17 protein-coding genes are annotated in these 15,886 nt (G+C 34.1%); 7 read left to right on the top strand and 10 right to left on the bottom strand.

What is annotated here, in order from left to right:
• Window positions 1–88: 88 nt before the first annotated feature.
• The gene (gene dprA, locus FGF67_RS00320) at window positions 89–1,192 is read left to right on the top strand and encodes a DNA-processing protein DprA (RefSeq protein ID WP_139694469.1); all 1,104 of its coding nucleotides are present in this window, start codon (window positions 89–91) and stop codon (window positions 1,190–1,192) included.
• 98 nt (window positions 1,193–1,290) lie between these two features.
• On the opposite strand, the gene trpS is transcribed toward dprA, so the two are convergent.
• Window positions 1,291–2,259 carry a tryptophan--tRNA ligase gene (gene trpS / locus FGF67_RS00315; RefSeq protein ID WP_139694468.1) on the bottom strand — a complete coding sequence of 323 codons (969 nt, stop codon included), beginning with the start codon at window positions 2,257–2,259 and terminating at the stop codon, window positions 1,291–1,293.
• An 836-nt stretch (window positions 2,260–3,095) separates the two neighbouring features.
• On the opposite strand from trpS, the gene FGF67_RS17205 reads away from it, so the two are divergent.
• A complete protein-coding gene (locus FGF67_RS17205) occupies window positions 3,096–3,254 on the top strand; it encodes a hypothetical protein (RefSeq protein ID WP_158293151.1) in 159 nt (52 codons plus the stop codon).
• Between the two features lie 449 nt (window positions 3,255–3,703).
• Window positions 3,704–4,087: a hypothetical protein gene (locus FGF67_RS00310; RefSeq protein ID WP_139694467.1), complete on the top strand. Its 384-nt coding sequence runs from the start codon at window positions 3,704–3,706 to the stop codon at window positions 4,085–4,087.
• Window positions 4,088–4,176: 89 nt separating this feature from the next.
• Here the strand turns inward: FGF67_RS00310 and FGF67_RS00305 are convergent, their stop codons facing one another.
• Window positions 4,177–5,115: a nicotinic acid mononucleotide adenyltransferase gene (locus FGF67_RS00305; protein ID WP_139694466.1), complete on the bottom strand. Its 939-nt coding sequence runs from the start codon at window positions 5,113–5,115 to the stop codon at window positions 4,177–4,179.
• A 132-nt stretch (window positions 5,116–5,247) separates the two neighbouring features.
• On the opposite strand from FGF67_RS00305, the gene FGF67_RS00300 reads away from it, so the two are divergent.
• Window positions 5,248–6,249 (top strand): NAD(P)H-dependent glycerol-3-phosphate dehydrogenase, encoded by a 1,002-nt coding sequence (locus FGF67_RS00300; RefSeq protein ID WP_139694465.1) that lies wholly within the window; start codon window positions 5,248–5,250, stop codon window positions 6,247–6,249.
• Between the two features lie 36 nt (window positions 6,250–6,285).
• Here FGF67_RS00300 and FGF67_RS00295 read toward each other — a convergent pair whose 3' ends face one another.
• From FGF67_RS00295 to FGF67_RS00280, 4 genes are all read right to left on the bottom strand, one after another.
• A complete protein-coding gene (locus tag FGF67_RS00295) occupies window positions 6,286–6,681 on the bottom strand; it encodes a hypothetical protein (RefSeq protein WP_139694464.1) in 396 nt (131 codons plus the stop codon).
• A gap of 82 nt (window positions 6,682–6,763) precedes the next feature.
• A complete protein-coding gene (locus FGF67_RS00290; RefSeq protein WP_139694463.1) occupies window positions 6,764–7,579 on the bottom strand; it encodes a DUF6090 family protein in 816 nt (271 codons plus the stop codon).
• 82 nt (window positions 7,580–7,661) lie between these two features.
• A complete protein-coding gene (pheS, locus tag FGF67_RS00285) occupies window positions 7,662–8,681 on the bottom strand; it encodes a phenylalanine--tRNA ligase subunit alpha (protein ID WP_139694462.1) in 1,020 nt (339 codons plus the stop codon).
• 141 nt (window positions 8,682–8,822) lie between these two features.
• Window positions 8,823–9,179 carry a hypothetical protein gene (locus tag FGF67_RS00280; protein ID WP_139694461.1) on the bottom strand — a complete coding sequence of 119 codons (357 nt, stop codon included), beginning with the start codon at window positions 9,177–9,179 and terminating at the stop codon, window positions 8,823–8,825.
• Window positions 9,180–9,252: 73 nt separating this feature from the next.
• On the opposite strand from FGF67_RS00280, the gene FGF67_RS00275 reads away from it, so the two are divergent.
• Window positions 9,253–9,786, top strand: a complete 534-nt coding sequence (locus tag FGF67_RS00275; protein ID WP_139694460.1) for a CvpA family protein — start codon at window positions 9,253–9,255, stop codon at window positions 9,784–9,786.
• Window positions 9,787–9,799: 13 nt separating this feature from the next.
• Here the strand turns inward: FGF67_RS00275 and FGF67_RS00270 are convergent, their stop codons facing one another.
• Window positions 9,800–11,662: a SulP family inorganic anion transporter gene (locus FGF67_RS00270; RefSeq protein ID WP_139694459.1), complete on the bottom strand. Its 1,863-nt coding sequence runs from the start codon at window positions 11,660–11,662 to the stop codon at window positions 9,800–9,802.
• Between the two features lie 129 nt (window positions 11,663–11,791).
• Complete coding sequence (locus FGF67_RS00265; RefSeq protein ID WP_139694458.1) at window positions 11,792–12,142, bottom strand: arsenate reductase family protein; 351 nt, start codon at window positions 12,140–12,142, stop codon at window positions 11,792–11,794.
• Between the two features lie 57 nt (window positions 12,143–12,199).
• Here FGF67_RS00265 and FGF67_RS00260 point away from each other — a divergent pair, with 57 nt between their 5' ends.
• A complete protein-coding gene (locus FGF67_RS00260; RefSeq protein WP_139694457.1) occupies window positions 12,200–12,664 on the top strand; it encodes a DinB family protein in 465 nt (154 codons plus the stop codon).
• Here the strand turns inward: FGF67_RS00260 and FGF67_RS00255 are convergent.
• Window positions 12,644–13,354: a DUF3298 and DUF4163 domain-containing protein gene (locus FGF67_RS00255; RefSeq protein ID WP_139694456.1), complete on the bottom strand. Its 711-nt coding sequence runs from the start codon at window positions 13,352–13,354 to the stop codon at window positions 12,644–12,646. The two genes, FGF67_RS00260 and FGF67_RS00255, sit on opposite strands and share 21 nt — an antisense overlap.
• Window positions 13,355–13,396: 42 nt before the next feature.
• Window positions 13,397–14,224 carry a THC0290_0291 family protein gene (locus tag FGF67_RS00250; protein WP_139694722.1) on the bottom strand — a complete coding sequence of 276 codons (828 nt, stop codon included), beginning with the start codon at window positions 14,222–14,224 and terminating at the stop codon, window positions 13,397–13,399.
• Between the two features lie 197 nt (window positions 14,225–14,421).
• On the opposite strand from FGF67_RS00250, the gene gdhA reads away from it, so the two are divergent.
• Window positions 14,422–15,765, top strand: a complete 1,344-nt coding sequence (gene gdhA, locus FGF67_RS00245; protein ID WP_139694455.1) for an NADP-specific glutamate dehydrogenase — start codon at window positions 14,422–14,424, stop codon at window positions 15,763–15,765.
• The last annotated feature ends 121 nt before the right edge of the window (window positions 15,766–15,886 follow it).

Genomic DNA, 15,886 nt, shown 5'->3' with positions numbered 1-15,886 from the left:
ATAATGCATTGCAGTAAAATTTAGATGAAGGTATTTATTAACAGTGTAAAAAATATTTTATTTTAGTTTTAAAATCAGATACTTACCTATGACCGAAAATGATTTGCTCCATACATTAACCTTGCAACATGTACCCAATATAGGAGATATTACAGCCAAAAAACTGATTGCGCATTGCGGATCTGCTGAAGCTGTTTTGAAAGAAAAAAAGAGTCACTTGTTAAAAATTGATGGCATTGGAGTGTATACTATAAATGAACTCCATGAAGCAAGTCATAAAGTTGAAGCCGAAAAGGAGATGCTGTTTATTAAGCAAAATGACATTGATGTCCTGTATTTTGAAGATGCCAAATATCCTGAGAAATTAAAACATTGTATAGATGCCCCTATACTATTGTTTCAAACAGGTAACATTAACTTAGAAAATCAACATATTATTAGCGTTGTAGGAACACGAAAAATAACCACGCAAGGCATAGCTTTTTGTGAAATTTTAATGGAGCAATTAGCGCCATTTAATCCCGTAATTGTATCTGGATTTGCTTATGGTACAGATATTACAGCACACAAATTTGCTATTAAGAATAAACTTCAAACCATAGCTTGTTTGGCACATGGATTTAACCAAATGTATCCAAAAATACACAAAAAGTATGTTGCTGATATGGAAAAAAATGGAGGTTTTTTCTCCGATTTTTGGAGTTCTTCTAATTTTGATAGGAATAATTTTTTAAAGCGTAATAGAGTGATTGCGGGTCTAAGTGAAGCCACCATAGTAATTGAATCGGCCGAAAAAGGAGGAAGTTTAGTAACGGCAGACATTGCACATTCTTATAATAGAGATGTATTTGCAGTGCCTGGCAGAGTAACCGATAGCCAAAGTGTGGGGTGCAATAATTTGATAAAACAGCAAAAAGCGCATATGCTTTCCAATCCTCTAGATATTCCCTACATGCTCAATTGGAAACTAGAAGAAGAGCAGCAGCCTGCGGTACAAAAACAATTGTTTGTTGAATTAGATACCTATGAAAAAGAAATTTATAATTATCTGAAGGAGCATCAAAAGCAACAAATAGATACCATTGCACTTCATTGTAAGCTACCTATATTTAAACTAGCTGGTATGCTTTTAAATATGGAATTAAAAGGAGTGGTAAGACCGTTGCCAGGCAAATTATTTGAGGCTGTTTAGTTTTCTTTACTGGAACACCCATGGCAGTCCAACCGAAATGTGGTATCAAAACAGAATCAGACACAAAGGTAATAATCTCTAAATATATTTTACTCAAATTAGTAACCTACTTTATGTCTTACACGGTTTAAAACCTTATCAGCAACAAGTCTGGCCTTTTCGGCACCAACAGCCAAAGCCTTATCAATTTCATTGAGGTTATTCATGTAGTAGTGATACTTCTCACGAGGTTCTGCAAACTTTTCAACTATTAATTCATAAAGAGCTTGTTTAGCATGACCGTAGCCGTAACCACCATTTTCATAATTCGCTTTCATGGTCGCAATTTGCGCTTCATTGGCTAACAAACTATATATAGCAAAACAGTTGCAAGTACGCCAATCTTTAGGGTCTTCAAGAGCTGTGCTATCGGTTTGAATACCCATAATTTGTTTTCTTAGTTTTTTATCAGGAAGGAATAAATTAATGGTGTTATTTCTACTTTTACTCATTTTTTCACCATCGGTGCCTGGAATTAACTTTGTGTTTTCTTGAATTTGTCCTTTAGGTAACACAAAAGTTTCGCCCACTTTAGAGTGGAATCTTGAGGCGACATCACGGGTCATTTCAATATGCTGTAATTGATCTTTTCCAACAGGAATGATTTCGGCATCATAAAGCAAAATATCAGCAGCCATAAGCATGGGATACGTGAACAAACCCGAATTAACATCCTCTAGTCTGTCGGCCTTATCTTTAAAACTATGTGCTAGAGTTAGGCGTTGATAAGGAAAGAAACAACTTAAATACCAAGATAGTTCAGTCACTTGTGGAATATCGCTTTGTCTGTAAAATACTGTTTTTTCAATGTCTAAACCAAAAGCTAACCAGGTTGCTGCTGTTGAATAGGTATTTTCTCTTAAAGTTGCCGCATCTTTAATTTGGGTTAAGGTGTGTAAATTGGCAATGAACAAAAACGAATCGTTTTCGGGTTTTTTAGCCATGTCAATTGCTGGTATAATAGCCCCTAAAATGTTTCCTAAATGTGGTGTTCCTGTACTTTGTATGCCTGTAAGTATGCGTGCCATAATTTTTGAATAAAGCGCAAATTTACAGATATATTAAGCAATAAAAAAAGTGGCACTACTCCCTTTTTTTATTTTTTTGGCAGACCATCTATAAACAATAAGGTCCAAGCGCCAATAACACCTGTAAGCAAATCACCGATACATCTTCCCTCAAGAGAAAAGTCCAATTGACAAAATTGCCTCCTTGAGGGGTTATTTCCTAACTAGACTTGTTACCTTTACTCGGACACAAAATTTAAGACCGTTTGTTATAAAACAAAGATCTTAGAAACATGAAAAACAATTTTGAAGCCGCGAATTAAAGGAACAGGCTGTACGGTTAAGCTAATAGCGAGAAAACATAAAAGAGTTAGCTGACGTGATGGGCATAGAAGTTCAAAGAATCTGAATGACGCAGAGCATCCAAAACAAGCACATCTCCTAAGTCTTAAAAATATAATATCCGATGACACCTTGGAGCTTAAAAGATTACGCAAAGCTCTTATGGAAAAAGAGCTAGAGCTTGAGATATTAAAAAAGCCGTTTACAAAATACCCGAAAACAGTATTTTCTCCTCTTAATATCAGTAAGGGTTTGTAGTCAGTTATAGGCATTTATATCCTATCGAGAAGATATGTAAGAGCATTAAAAGTGAGTAGGAGTAGTTTTTGCATATGGTTTGTGGGTGGTCCATCCAAAAGATCCTTACAACATCGTTTGTTTACAGATTTATTAAAACATGAATTTGATAAGAGTCATGGGCGTTACAGGTCAACAAGAATAGCAGAACAATTTGAATGTTATATTGTTGTATATCAATGTAAAAGTTTTCTAAAATCATGAAAGAAAATAACTAGGTGAGTAAGTATAAAAGAAAATTTAGGGTCACCACAGATCCCAATCACAAATATACAATTTGTGGAAATTGGTTGGAAGGCGACTTTAATCCTAGCAGATTAAATGAAGTTTGGGTATCTAATATTGCCTATATCAAAACTCAGGAGGGTTGGTTGTAGCTCATTACCTTTATTGATTTATATGACAGACGAGTGATTGGCTGTTCATTAAGTACCAGTCTGCATACAAGCCAGACTATTATCCCAGCGTGGAAAATGATCATGTAAAAAAGAGAGATAACACAAGATTTACTTCTGCATTCAGACTGAGGGATACAATATGTGGCAAGTCCATTTTAGTCTGCTGATAGAGGTCTGGGAGGTACGATATTGAAGAAATAGCATAAAAAATATAAAGGAACTAAAAATCGTTCCCGGGATTTCAATGCTATTTAGCGACAAAATAATGCCTTTTCACTTATTTCTTAACATAGACACTCAGATTAACTTATGTAAAGTTAATCTCCGCTTAACATACTTTTAAAGTTTCATGTCTAAATTTATAGGTTACAAGATTCAGTATTACGTTTTGAGTACTGAAAAACATTGAACTAAAAGTTTGCTAGACTATGGATATTCAAAGTGTTGAAAACTTCCTAGATAAATTTGATTATTCTTATGAAAGGGTTGGGGATATTCTTTTTATAAAAATGGATTTTTATCATGATGTTATTATTGACTTTTCTAATCCGAAAAAAATTCTGATTAAAGATCAATTAAAACCCTGTAACTTTTTAACAGGATGTTTTAGAATGAGTTTAAAACAAGCCATATTGTTTAATATTATTTTTACGGTAGTAGCGAGCTTATTAGTTGGTTTTGTTGATGTGTATGTTGGCTTAATCTTGTTTTTTGGTTTGATGTTATGGGGGTTGCTTTGGTCTATTTTGTACATTTCAAAGTATGAAAATCTAAGGTATATTCTCATTAATAGGTTAAACCGAGCGGTTTGAAAAATGGGTTGTTTTTAAATAAAAAAGAAACCGCCTGAAAAAGAAATATTCAAACGGTTTCCCACTAAATAACCAACCAAAAATTATTATTAAACCCTAGTATTTTCTCGTGGGTTGTCTACTTTATCTTTTCTAAACTTACGTTTCTTTTCTGCTGTTTTACCATCAGCGGTTTTAAGATATTGAATATAACCCCTACCTAAAAACCTATAAACTGTTTTTGATGATGGGTGGAACAGCTCTATTGTTTCATCATCTATAACGGTGAGTTCAAAGTATTCATTGCCCATGAAATCATAATCTAATGTTAAAGTTTTTAAATAGAAATCATTGTCTACATCGCCAACACCATAAACCCCTGTATAGTCCCAGAAAATATAGTTTGGGTTTAGCCCTAACTCATCTTTAGAGCTTCTAAACGTAGTATCGTTTCCACCTGCTAAAAACTGTAAGTAGTTTTCGTGGTCAAACTCATTAATAGCACCATATTCACTGGTAAACGTTTTTTCCCAGGCTTCATATTCTTGTAAGAAGTAATGTATGTTGTCATAGAATACGAAGTCGTAATCAAAATTCTTACGTTGATAGCCTTTTAAAAAGTATGATGTGTCTAGCCTAGGATTATATAGCTCTATGGTATTTGCATTTATTTGATAAACATCAAAGGTTTCAAAGCCGTCTAAATCGTGTGATACGTCCAAAATCATGTTATAAGCATTATAAGCGCCAACGTCAATTCCAAACCCATCACCAGTATAACCTAATCCAACAATATTGTTATTAGCATAAAGCACACCTTGTATAAATGATATGGTAAAGGCTTTTTGTAAAAATGGGACTTCGCCATAACCTTTGGTAGCATTAATATCCACATACCATAATTCATAACTGTTTAATAATTCATTAATCGTTATGGGTCTTTCAACGGGTGGTTCAACAATGATGGTGTCAACCAGGGTTTCTGTGTAGCAAGAAGTAAATAAAGTGGCAGAAAGGGCAAAAATAAAAAGTAATTTTATAGTCTTCATAAGGCATTCGATTTTGGGTTTCTGTTAATCCGGTTTCAAAACGCGTGCCAAAAAAGAAAACCCTTATTTAGCTGGAAGGCTTTTTTACTCAAAATTTTATGTATTTTTGAATCGTAAATGGATTTGTTTTTTATGGAAAAGCCTTTAAAATATGCGGTTTTTGGAGCAGGAAGTTGGGCTACAGCTATTGTAAAAATGCTTTGTGAAAATTTAGATGAAGTTGGTTGGTATATGCGCAGTATTTATACCAAAGAGCATTTACTAAAAGAGCAACATAACCCTAATTATTTAAGCTCGGTAGAGTTTCATTTAGAGCAATTGAAGTTAAGTAATGATATTAATGAAATTGCCGCGTATGCAGATGTTTTAGTTTTTGTAATTCCATCAGCATTTATTCATGGTGAGTTGGAAAAGCTTCATATAGACATATCAGATAAAATTATTGTATCGGCTGTAAAAGGTATTATGCCAGAAAGCGGTTTGCTTGTGGGAGAACATTTTCATGAGTATTATAAGGTACCTTATGATAATATAGCGGTAATTGCTGGACCGTGTCATGCAGAAGAGGTGGCGCTTGAACGTTTGTCTTATCTCACCATTTCATGTTCAGATGAAAAAAAAGCAAAGACCATTGCCAATCAATTTAAAAGCGATTATATAAAAACAAAGGTAAGTGATGATGTTATTGGGGTGGAATATGCTGTTATGTTAAAAAACATCTATGCTATTGCCGCAGGAATTGCTCACGGTCTTGGGTATGGCGATAATTTTCAAAGTGTACTGATGAGCAATTCTATTCGTGAAATGAAGCGCTTTATAAAGAAGGTGCATAAAATGAAACGGAATATTAATAATTCAGCGTATTTAGGTGATTTACTAGTAACAGGGTATTCGGTGTTTTCAAGAAACCGCATGTTTGGTAATATGATTGGGAAAGGTTATACCGTAAAATCTGCACAAATGGAAATGAATATGGTAGCCGAAGGGTATTATGCTACAAAAAGTGCATATTTACTCAATCAAAAAAATACTAGAAAAACCAGTATGCCTATTATTAATGCGGTTTATGAGGTGTTGTATGAAAACAAAAACCCTAAAAAAGTATTTAAAAAACTGACGGATAGGTTAGATTAGTTCTTAAGTGGTTTTTGTCTGTTAGAAGCGTTTTTATTACTTCACTAAAACCCCTCTGCTTTGCATTAAAGGTATGGGTTGTAAAGCCTTTAAATTGATAGTATTTTTTCTAAACAAGAAGGTTTTGTCAAACATAGTATTGCCTTCAAAAAAGGAGACTTTAAAGGTGTTGTTTAAGGCAAAAAGATCTTCTTGTATTAATTCGATTTTAGCATAACTTTTTTTAGGTAACACATCAATCTTTTTTCTAAAAACAGAGGTAGTTTTGCTTTCAGAATAGCCGCTGGTAACAATTAAAACCATGTCTAAATCAATAGCTTTATCATTGATGATATACGCATTCCAATCCTGTGTTTTATATATATCGTTGTACTCATTAACAACCGCTATATACACACCTTCAACCTTTGGAATTTCAATATCTTTTTTCATGTTTCTTATTTACTGAGAGCACAAAAGTATGAAAGAAATTAACATGCTCGTGTGCTAATAATGTACGGATTATAAAATGATATTAATTAAAAGGTAAAGCAGGCTCATTAGAATGAAATTGAGGTATATGCTTTTTGTCTTTAATTTCTTGTTCAAGAATAGGTAAAATGGTCTCAAAAGCCTGTTCAAGATATTGAATAGAAAACAAAGAAAATTTCATAAAAATAAGTTGAGAGTTTAATATGCTTTCAAACTCAGGGTTATTTAATAAATCTTCAGGATTCCTTGTAAATCGGGAAGACTCCGATGTCCAATCAATTTCCAATTGATTTAGCGCATTAGTCATATTTTTGGTTTGATAGTATTTTCCTAAGAAGGGTAAGTAATAATTATGCATGTCAGATCTATAGGAATCGTCTTCCATAGCAACAAAACCTATTGCTGTTGGAAGATATACCAATAAATGTTTCAAACTATCATTCTGTATTAAATTTAATTTATCAGATTCCAATACATTGGTTAAAACTCCGGTATGCGATACAAATTTCCATCCTGAGATAAAAGCTGTTCCTAATAAACTATCTAAATTATGAGTTTTGTAGTTGGAATTATTGGTACATTCATTCATAAGTACCTTCATAGAGAGAAGTGCGCCTTCTTTGTTCTTTTTTATATATTTTAAAAAAGCAAGATTACTTTTCAGCTCGGTTCTTAAATTTATAAGGACCTTTTGTTCTTCTTTACGTTCTTGAAGCTTGCCATTCCAGGAGTTAATTTGTAACGCTATAAGAATACCCACTACCACTAAAACAATTTCACCAATGGCGTAGACCAAGTACTTTTTTAAAAGCCTCTTTTTTAGTAATCTTTTGCGAATACGTCTTAAGAATTTTATCATAACATTGTAGCAAAATGCAAATTTTAGAGCCCAATAAAAATAATGGGCTTGTGCTACAACAATTTAAGAAAAAATAATAGACTTATAAAGCTGCCTTAAACTGTTCTAAAAAGCGTACATCATTTTCGCTTAACAACCTAATATCTCCAATTTGATGTAAAAGCATAGCAATACGGTCAATACCAACACCAAAAGCAAAGCCAGAGTAGTCTTTTGTGTCAATATTACAATTCTCAAGAACATTAGGATCTACCATGCCGCAGCCTCCAATTTCTAACCAACCAGTGCCTTTAGTGATTTTATAATCGGTTTCTGTTTCTAAGCCCCAATACACATCAATTTCAGCACTTGGTTCTGTAAACGGAAAGTATGATGGGCGTAAGCGTATTTTACTTTTGCCAAACATTTCGGTAGTAAAGTGTTGCAGGGTTTGTTTTAAATCTGCAAAACTTACATCTTTATCAATGTACAAGCCTTCTATCTGATGGAAAAAACAGTGCGAACGGGCTGAAATAGCCTCATTTCTGTAAACTCTACCTGGTGAAATGGTTCTAATAGGAGGTTTGTTGTTTTCCATATAGCGTACTTGAACAGAACTGGTATGCGTACGCAGTAAAATATCAGGATTGGTTTGAATAAAAAAGGTATCCTGCATATCACGTGCTGGGTGGTATTCTGGTAAATTTAAAGCAGTAAAGTTATGCCAGTCATCTTCAATTTCTGGCCCTTCACTCACATTAAAACCAATACGTGAAAATATATCTATAATTTGATTTTTTACAATAGAGATAGGATGACGTGCGCCAATGGTAACAGGAGCTCCTGGACGTGATAAATCACCGTAAATGCCTGTAACTTCTTCCTTGCTTTCTAACTCTTCTTTTAAGGCGTTTACTTTATCTTCAGCTGTTTTTTTTAGCTTATTTATGGTTTGACCAAATTCTTTCTTTTGGTCATTTGCTATGTTTTTAAATTCAGCAAAATAGTCATTTAATAAGCCTTTTTTACCTAAGTACTTAATACGAAAGGCTTCAACTTCTTCTTTTGATTGGGCTTTAAATGCTTCAGCTTCAGCTATAAGTTCTTTTATCTTGTCTATCATAACGTCATTTCAAAAATGAATGCAAATTTACTATTTTTTATGTGAATTGCGTTAGGGATTGCAGAGGAAATCCTTTTTGTGAGGTACGAGCAAAACGATTGTAACGAAAAGCCCGACCCTTGGGGTAACGCCCTCATTAGTTTATTGAATATACTCGGTTTCTAAAAAGTAATTAACAATGGCTTCTTTCATTAAAATACTCTGTTCTCCAGCTTTTAAATGCGGTAAGGTTTCAAGAGGTGTATAGTGCGGCCAGCCATCATCATCAACAAAATCGAGTTCATAATACCCATAAGGCGCCAATAGCTTACAAATGGCAATATGCATAAGGTCAAGTTTTTGGTCTTTTTTAAATGTTCGGTGTAATTGCCCTAGTTCTTGAACGCCAATAAGGTAAATGATGGCATCAAGATCTAAGGTATCCCCATCTGAAAATTGTGCAGATAGTTTGGCTACTACAAGTTCCCAACGTGCTTTAAGTTGTTCGTCTCTTGACATACTTTTTTTAAAGCTACAAAGTTAATAAACCATATTGTGACTATTATTTTATATTTGCTGAAATTGTTTTTTTATGGGTGTTATTGACATTGTTTTAGGCGCTTTAATTTTATTGGGGCTGGTAAGAGGTTTTATGAAAGGTCTTTTTGTTGAGGTTGCGGGGGTAGTGGCTCTTATTGCGGGCGTATACGGTGCTATTCATTTTAGTAATTTTGCAGCTGAATTTTTACATACAGAAACCGAGTGGAGTGAAAAAACAATTAATATGACCGCTTTTGCTATTACATTTGTTATCATCGTTTTGGCTATTGCCTTGGCAGGAAAGGCATTAACAAAACTGGCTAGTTTTGCGGCATTAGGAATACTGAATAAGTTACTAGGTGGTGTTTTTGGCGGGTTAAAAATAGCACTGATTTTAAGTGTTGTGTTGAATATTTTTGATAAGATGAATAACACCTTTACCTTTCTTGATGAGGAATCAAAGGCGAATTCAGCGCTTTATGCCCCAGTAAGAGATTTGGTGCCCGCTATATTTCCAAACCTTTTAACCATTACTGTTGAGAAGAAGCATGATGACGCCGATGAGACTTTAAATAACGAGGCTTAATCGGTTAGTTATTTTAATATACATCTTTTACATTGGCTTTAATCCATTTAAGGCAGCTTTTAAAATCTTTAAAAATATGCTCTCTTGGAATTAAATCTGGAATGATATCAATGCGTTCCATCATATATTTTGGTTGTTTTAAAAGGTTAACAAACAGCACTTCTATGTGCTTTTTACTGAGCTCCTGAAGCATGTCTTCCATGGCGTACAATCCAGATTGATCCATATATTGCATTCTACCCAACCTAATAATTACCGTGCTTGCTGTATCTGGAATTTGAGATGTAAGTTGTTGAAAATCACTTGTGGTTCCAAAAAACAAAGGGCCTTTTAGGTGTTTTATAAACACTTCCTCTTTTAAATTTACAGGAAAGTCACTTTCATCATCCCAAGCTTCTTCTTTTAATGGTTTTACACCTGAGCGTTCGGCTGTTAAATCTCCTATTTGTTTCATGAACATTAATGATGCAATAACCAAACCAATACCTACAGCGTAAACCAAGTTCCAGAAAGTAGAAAGAATTAAAACGGTAAGCATAATTAATACTTCTGAGCTGACTTTTAAAGGACCAAATTTGGTGTCTTTTGGTAAACTAGGAATGGCTTTTAAACCCTTATAATCCATAACACCAATACCTACAGTAATGAGAATACCCGCCAGAACAGCAGCAGGGATTTTCGATGCTATTGGGCCTAAGCCCAATAAAATAATGAGAAGCATAATGCCAGCAATCATACCAGAGAGCTTGGTTTTACCTCCAGACGTAATGTTTACTACAGTTCTTATGGTAGCACCTGCACCTGGAATTCCTCCAAAAATTGCGGCCACACTATTGCCAATGCCTTGTCCTACAAGTTCTTTGTTTGGCTTGTGTTTGGTCTTTGTCATATTATCGGCAACTACACTGGTGAGCAAGGAGTCTATAGCACCTAAAAGGGCTAGTGTTAAAGCTGTGAAAATGTGAGGTGTTATATTGCCTAATTTAAATGCTGTGATAATTTCAAGATTGGGAAGGGGTAAGCCGCTTGGTATTTCTTCAATAGGTCTATAATTAAGTCCAAACCCCACAGCAATACCAGACATAACCACCAAAGCCACCAACGTAGAAGGCACAGCTTTAGTGATGCGTTTAAATCCATAAATGATAAAAATAGTGCCTAACGCAAGTATGAGCTCTAGCCAATTGATTTGTTTCAATGCACGCGGTAATGCTTTTATAGCACCTAATGCTCCAGAGGCTTTTTTTGCAGCTAAGGTTTGTGACTCTTTTAAAATATCGGCCTGAGAAATGTCTTGAGCACGATTTATAGTTTCTTTAAAATTTTCAAGTACTAAAATACCTTCTCCTGCTTCTTCCTTCAAGATGTTTTCAAGAATAGCTTCCTCGGCCAATGGTTTAAATTGTTCAACAAATACCTTGTCCTCTTTAGGATAATAACCCAATGATGGTAAAATTTGTGTGAATAAAATAATAACCCCAATGGCGGTCATAAAACCAGAAACGACAGGGTAGGGAATGTATCTAATATATTTACCTAAACCTAGAATACCTAATGCTATTTGCATAATGCCAGCCAAAAGAAATACGGTTAAAATAGTAGGCAGGGCTTTTGAAATATCACCATCATTAGTGGCTATAATACCCGCAATAACCACCATGCTTACCGCGGTCATGGGTGCTGTTGGGCCTGAAATTTGCGTATTGGTGCCACCAAAAAGAGCCGCAAAAAAACTTATAAAAATGGCACCGTAGAGTCCAGCAGTGGGGCCTAACCCCGATGACACTCCAAAAGCTAATGCCAAAGGTAAAGCTACTATGCCTGCTGTTATGCCTCCAAAAGCATCTCCTTTTATGTTAGAAAATAAGTTTTTCAAGTCTTGTTCAGTTTTGTATTACAAGTTAATTTTTCTTTTTCAAAAAAAAAAGTCATTACTTATGTATTGACTTTTAGAGCATTTTTGAATTATAAATTCGTGAAAATATAGTACTAGCAAAAAAGAAAGTTAACTTAAGGCCTCTTTGACGCCCTCAATAGTTTTTTTTGAACTTCCTATAAAAATGTTGTCGTTTATAATAATAACAGGTCTGCTTAAAAACGTATAGTGTTCTAGAATATAGTGTTTATAGTCGCGTTCACTTAAATTCTGATTTTTTAGATCCATTTCTTTGTACAATTTAGCACGTTTACTAAATAACGCTTCATAAGTTCCTGCGCGTTTTTGCATTTCTTCCAGTTGATCAACCGTTATAGGCTCACTTTTTATGTCTTGAAGTATAAATTCGGAAGAAAGATTAAGGTCTTTTAAAATGCGAGTACAGGTATTGCAGGTTTTTAAATAATATACTTTTTTCATAGTCTCTTTTGTTTCTAAAAACAAATTAAAAGTATATTTATCAAAAAAATAAACTTTATGGATTTTACATTTCAGGTTTTAAATAATACAAGAGCCATTTTTAGCAAAATTATTGAAAATACATCTTTAGCAGATTTGAATAAAATACCTAAAGGCTTCAATAATAACATTATTTGGAATATTGGGCATGTTGTCGTGACGGAGCAATTATTGGTTTATAAGTTGTCAGGACTAGAACCTTCGCTATCAGATGACATGATTAATAAATATAGAAAGGATTCTAGACCAGAAGAACAGGTAGTGCAAGCTGATGTGGATAGAATTAAAGGACTACTCACCTCAACTTTAAAAAAAACAGAAGAAGATTATAAGCGAGGTGTTTTTAAAGATTACAATGCCTATACTGTGTCAACTACAGGAAATACATTAACAAATATAGATGAGGCTTTACAGTTTGTTTTAGTCCATGAAGGCATTCATTATGGGTATATTTTGGCCTTATTAAGAGCCATTAAGAACTAGGAAGGGATTTGCGTCGTGATAGGGGATTTTAAACTCAATGATACCAGTAGAATAGGGTGCTATTTCATAAGCATTATAAAGTAGAACGATACCTTCCTCTGTATACGCCATATTTTTTGGTAATTGAAAAGTATTAGGGCTAAAAAGTATATCGTCTTTTGTGATGGATTGCTCAAAGTAAAATTGAGCTAATTTTGAAAATTCATCGGTGTTGTTGATTAAATTAATGGTTGGAATTAGTAATCCAGTTTCTGGATTAAAATTCAAAAAGGTAATAGATAATAAGCCATGAGCGCCTCCAGTATTCGTGTATGTTGTAATAGATATACTGATTATGTCTTCTGTTTGGTATAGTACTTCACCATCTATTTGAGCTTCCCAGACTTGCGGACTTTCTGGAAAATCTTTTTTAAAATCAATATAATCTTGATTAAAATTTTGAATACTTACTTCCAGATTATCCGTATTATGTTTTTCGGCATTTAAACAAAAAATAATCGTTTTTTCAATTTCAGCGTTTACATTATTCGCTGCTTCTGAATCTCCCGAAGCCAATATGATATCAAGCTCAACAATAGTATTGTCTTTTGAGGCTAAAGTAAATTCTGAAAATGACAGCGTGGATTCTTCTTTACAGGCAACAAGAACTGCAAGAGATAGAAATATAATTGGTAAAACAGGTGTTTTCATGAATTGACTGCTAGCTAAATAAGAAAAGGGATGCAAACTATTTTAATCTAAATAGTAAATATACCCAAAATTTAGCCAAACCAACCAATCATTATTACGGTCATAACCGCCCCAATTATGATTTAATCCATCAATCCAATCACTATAATAATACTGCCATCTTAAATCAAGCATCAAATCAGATAGTTTGGTTAATTTATATCTAACACCAACACTGGCTACCGTAGACCAAGTTCCTCCTCCTTTTGTTTTTATGGGGTAAGGAGGTTTATCTGGAAAATCTTCAAACCAAAAGGAATAAATATTTGATGATTCAAACACATTACCATAAAAATCAGGATTAGGATTGTTAAAAGTGGTGCTTGCTTTAGGGTTATAGGATGTATAATGCACACCCAAACTTACAAAAGGAGCAAATCTATAGGAAAACGCTTGAAAATCACGAATGCTTAGGGGAAAAAATTCGAGTTGCATACCAATGTCAAAATTTTCAGCTACTCCTTTATGACCTCTTAGTTGATCGGCTTGAATACTTACTTTATTGGGTTGTACCCAATGTCCAAGATGCTCTAATTTGGTATAATTATATGAAATTTCGCTTCTAAGTTTAAAGTGATCATTAAAGTACGTGTCTGTTGTATAGCAATTACAATCAGCACGATAGGAAAAGTTTATATAGTGAACAAGTCCAATACCAAATCCAGAATTTCCAAAATTGGTTGGTTCGTTATTTCTTATTCCAAAATCAGACCTAAACTGTACAGGCCCTGCAATAACACCTATTTCCTGAGAAAAACCCAACTGCGCGTTTATCGATTGGGATAGGGAACAAAGATAAAACACTAAAGCTAAATGACTGAATTTGGGCATATAAGCATAAAATTTTTGAGGCATGTTTATAAACAAATATATAAAAAGCGGTTTAATCAGCAAATATTAATAAAGGCTCTGATTTGTAATGAAAAATTATATTACGAATATCTAATAAAAACGTTTAAAATTTTATAGAAAATGTATATTTGTTGAAAAAAAATAATTATTCAATAATTTAACTATAAAACATACCCATGAAAAGTACCGTTGAAGAATTTTTAGATCTAGTTAAGCAACGAAACGGGCACGAGCCTGAATTCTTACAAGCTGTTGAAGAAGTTGCCGAAACTGTTATACCGTACATAGTAAAAAATGATATTTATTACGGAAAGAATATTTTGCTTAGAATGGTGGAGCCTGAGCGTGTTGTTATGTTCAGAGTGTGTTGGGTTGATGATCAAGGTGAAATTCAGGTAAATAGAGGATATCGGGTTCAAATGAATTCGGCAATTGGTCCCTATAAGGGGGGGTTGCGTTTTCATCCAACAGTAAATTTGAGTATCCTAAAATTTTTAGCTTTTGAACAGGTTTTTAAAAATAGTTTAACAACGCTTCCTATGGGAGGCGGAAAAGGAGGAAGTGATTTTGATCCAAAAGGGAAGAGTGATAACGAAATTATGCGTTTCTGTCATGCTTTTATGGGGGAATTATTTAGACATATAGGTCATAATACCGATGTTCCAGCGGGAGATATTGGTGTTGGAGCCCGAGAGATAGGGTTTCTTTTTGGAATGTATAAAAAAATCAGTAATAATTTTACAGGTGTATTGACGGGAAAAGGATTGTCGTGGGGAGGCTCGTTAATAAGACCTGAAGCTACTGGGTATGGCACGGTTTATTTTGCTGAAAAAATGCTAGAAACAAGAGGTGATGGTATTAAGGGCAAGAACGTCGTGATATCAGGATCGGGAAATGTGGCACAGTATGCTGCAGAAAAAGTAATTCAGCTTGGAGGAAAAGTGTTAACGCTTTCTGATTCTTCTGGTTTTATTTATGATAAAGATGGTATTGATGCTGAAAAGCTAGCTTTCGTAATGACATTGAAAAATGAAAAACGCGGAAGAATAAGCGAATATTTGAATAAGTATCCAAATGCAGAATTCATAAAAGGACAAACACCATGGAAAATACCTTGTGAGATTGCACTGCCATGTGCAACCCAAAATGAATTGCATGAAGATGATGCTAAAACACTTTTAAATAATGGTTGTATTTGTGTGAGTGAGGGTGCTAATATGCCATCAACCAATCAGGCTATTCAAGCATTTCATAAGGCAAAAATATTATTTGCACCAGGTAAAGCTTCAAATGCTGGAGGCGTGGCAACTTCAGGATTAGAGATGACTCAAAACTCATTACGATTTAAATGGTCACGAGAAGAAGTTGATAATAAGTTAAAAGATATCATGTCCGATATTCATAAATCGTGTTTAGAATACGGTAAAGATGATGATGGTTATATCGATTATGTGCGGGGCGCTAACATTGCTGGTTTTGTGAAGGTTGCTGATGCTATGCTGGCGCAAGGTATCATTTAGTTCATTTAAATTTAAAAAGATAAAATGGCTTCCTGAAAGGGAAGCTTTTTTTGTTTAAACATACTTGTTCTAAAGAAATACTCGTTAGATATGAATATATTTGAATATTCAAATTAAAACT

It is taken from the genome of Allotamlana fucoidanivorans (assembly GCF_006265225.1).
GTDB lineage: Bacteria > Bacteroidota > Bacteroidia > Flavobacteriales > Flavobacteriaceae > Allotamlana > Allotamlana fucoidanivorans.
Note: the sequence above shows the minus strand (reverse complement) of the source record. Positions and strands in the feature narration are given on the sequence as shown.

What these genes read in the sequence shown, in the direction of transcription:
- dprA (WP_139694469.1), top strand. Translation starts at nt 89, where the DNA reads ATGACCGAAAATGATTTGCTCCATACATTAACCTTGCAACATGTACCC.
- FGF67_RS00280 (WP_139694461.1), bottom strand. Translation starts at nt 9,179, where the DNA reads ATGTCAAGAGACGAACAACTTAAAGCACGTTGGGAACTTGTAGTAGCC.
- pheS (WP_139694462.1), bottom strand. Translation starts at nt 8,681, where the DNA reads ATGATAGACAAGATAAAAGAACTTATAGCTGAAGCTGAAGCATTTAAA.
- trpS (WP_139694468.1), bottom strand. Translation starts at nt 2,259, where the DNA reads ATGGCACGCATACTTACAGGCATACAAAGTACAGGAACACCACATTTA.
- FGF67_RS00260 (WP_139694457.1), top strand. Translation starts at nt 12,200, where the DNA reads ATGGATTTTACATTTCAGGTTTTAAATAATACAAGAGCCATTTTTAGC.
- FGF67_RS00255 (WP_139694456.1), bottom strand. Translation starts at nt 13,354, where the DNA reads ATGAAAACACCTGTTTTACCAATTATATTTCTATCTCTTGCAGTTCTT.
- FGF67_RS00265 (WP_139694458.1), bottom strand. Translation starts at nt 12,142, where the DNA reads ATGAAAAAAGTATATTATTTAAAAACCTGCAATACCTGTACTCGCATT.
- FGF67_RS00290 (WP_139694463.1), bottom strand. Translation starts at nt 7,579, where the DNA reads ATGATAAAATTCTTAAGACGTATTCGCAAAAGATTACTAAAAAAGAGG.
- FGF67_RS00275 (WP_139694460.1), top strand. Translation starts at nt 9,253, where the DNA reads ATGGGTGTTATTGACATTGTTTTAGGCGCTTTAATTTTATTGGGGCTG.
- FGF67_RS00300 (WP_139694465.1), top strand. Translation starts at nt 5,248, where the DNA reads ATGGAAAAGCCTTTAAAATATGCGGTTTTTGGAGCAGGAAGTTGGGCT.
- FGF67_RS00305 (WP_139694466.1), bottom strand. Translation starts at nt 5,115, where the DNA reads ATGAAGACTATAAAATTACTTTTTATTTTTGCCCTTTCTGCCACTTTA.
- gdhA (WP_139694455.1), top strand. Translation starts at nt 14,422, where the DNA reads ATGAAAAGTACCGTTGAAGAATTTTTAGATCTAGTTAAGCAACGAAAC.
- FGF67_RS00250 (WP_139694722.1), bottom strand. Translation starts at nt 14,224, where the DNA reads ATGCCCAAATTCAGTCATTTAGCTTTAGTGTTTTATCTTTGTTCCCTA.
- FGF67_RS00310 (WP_139694467.1), top strand. Translation starts at nt 3,704, where the DNA reads ATGGATATTCAAAGTGTTGAAAACTTCCTAGATAAATTTGATTATTCT.
- FGF67_RS00295 (WP_139694464.1), bottom strand. Translation starts at nt 6,681, where the DNA reads ATGAAAAAAGATATTGAAATTCCAAAGGTTGAAGGTGTGTATATAGCG.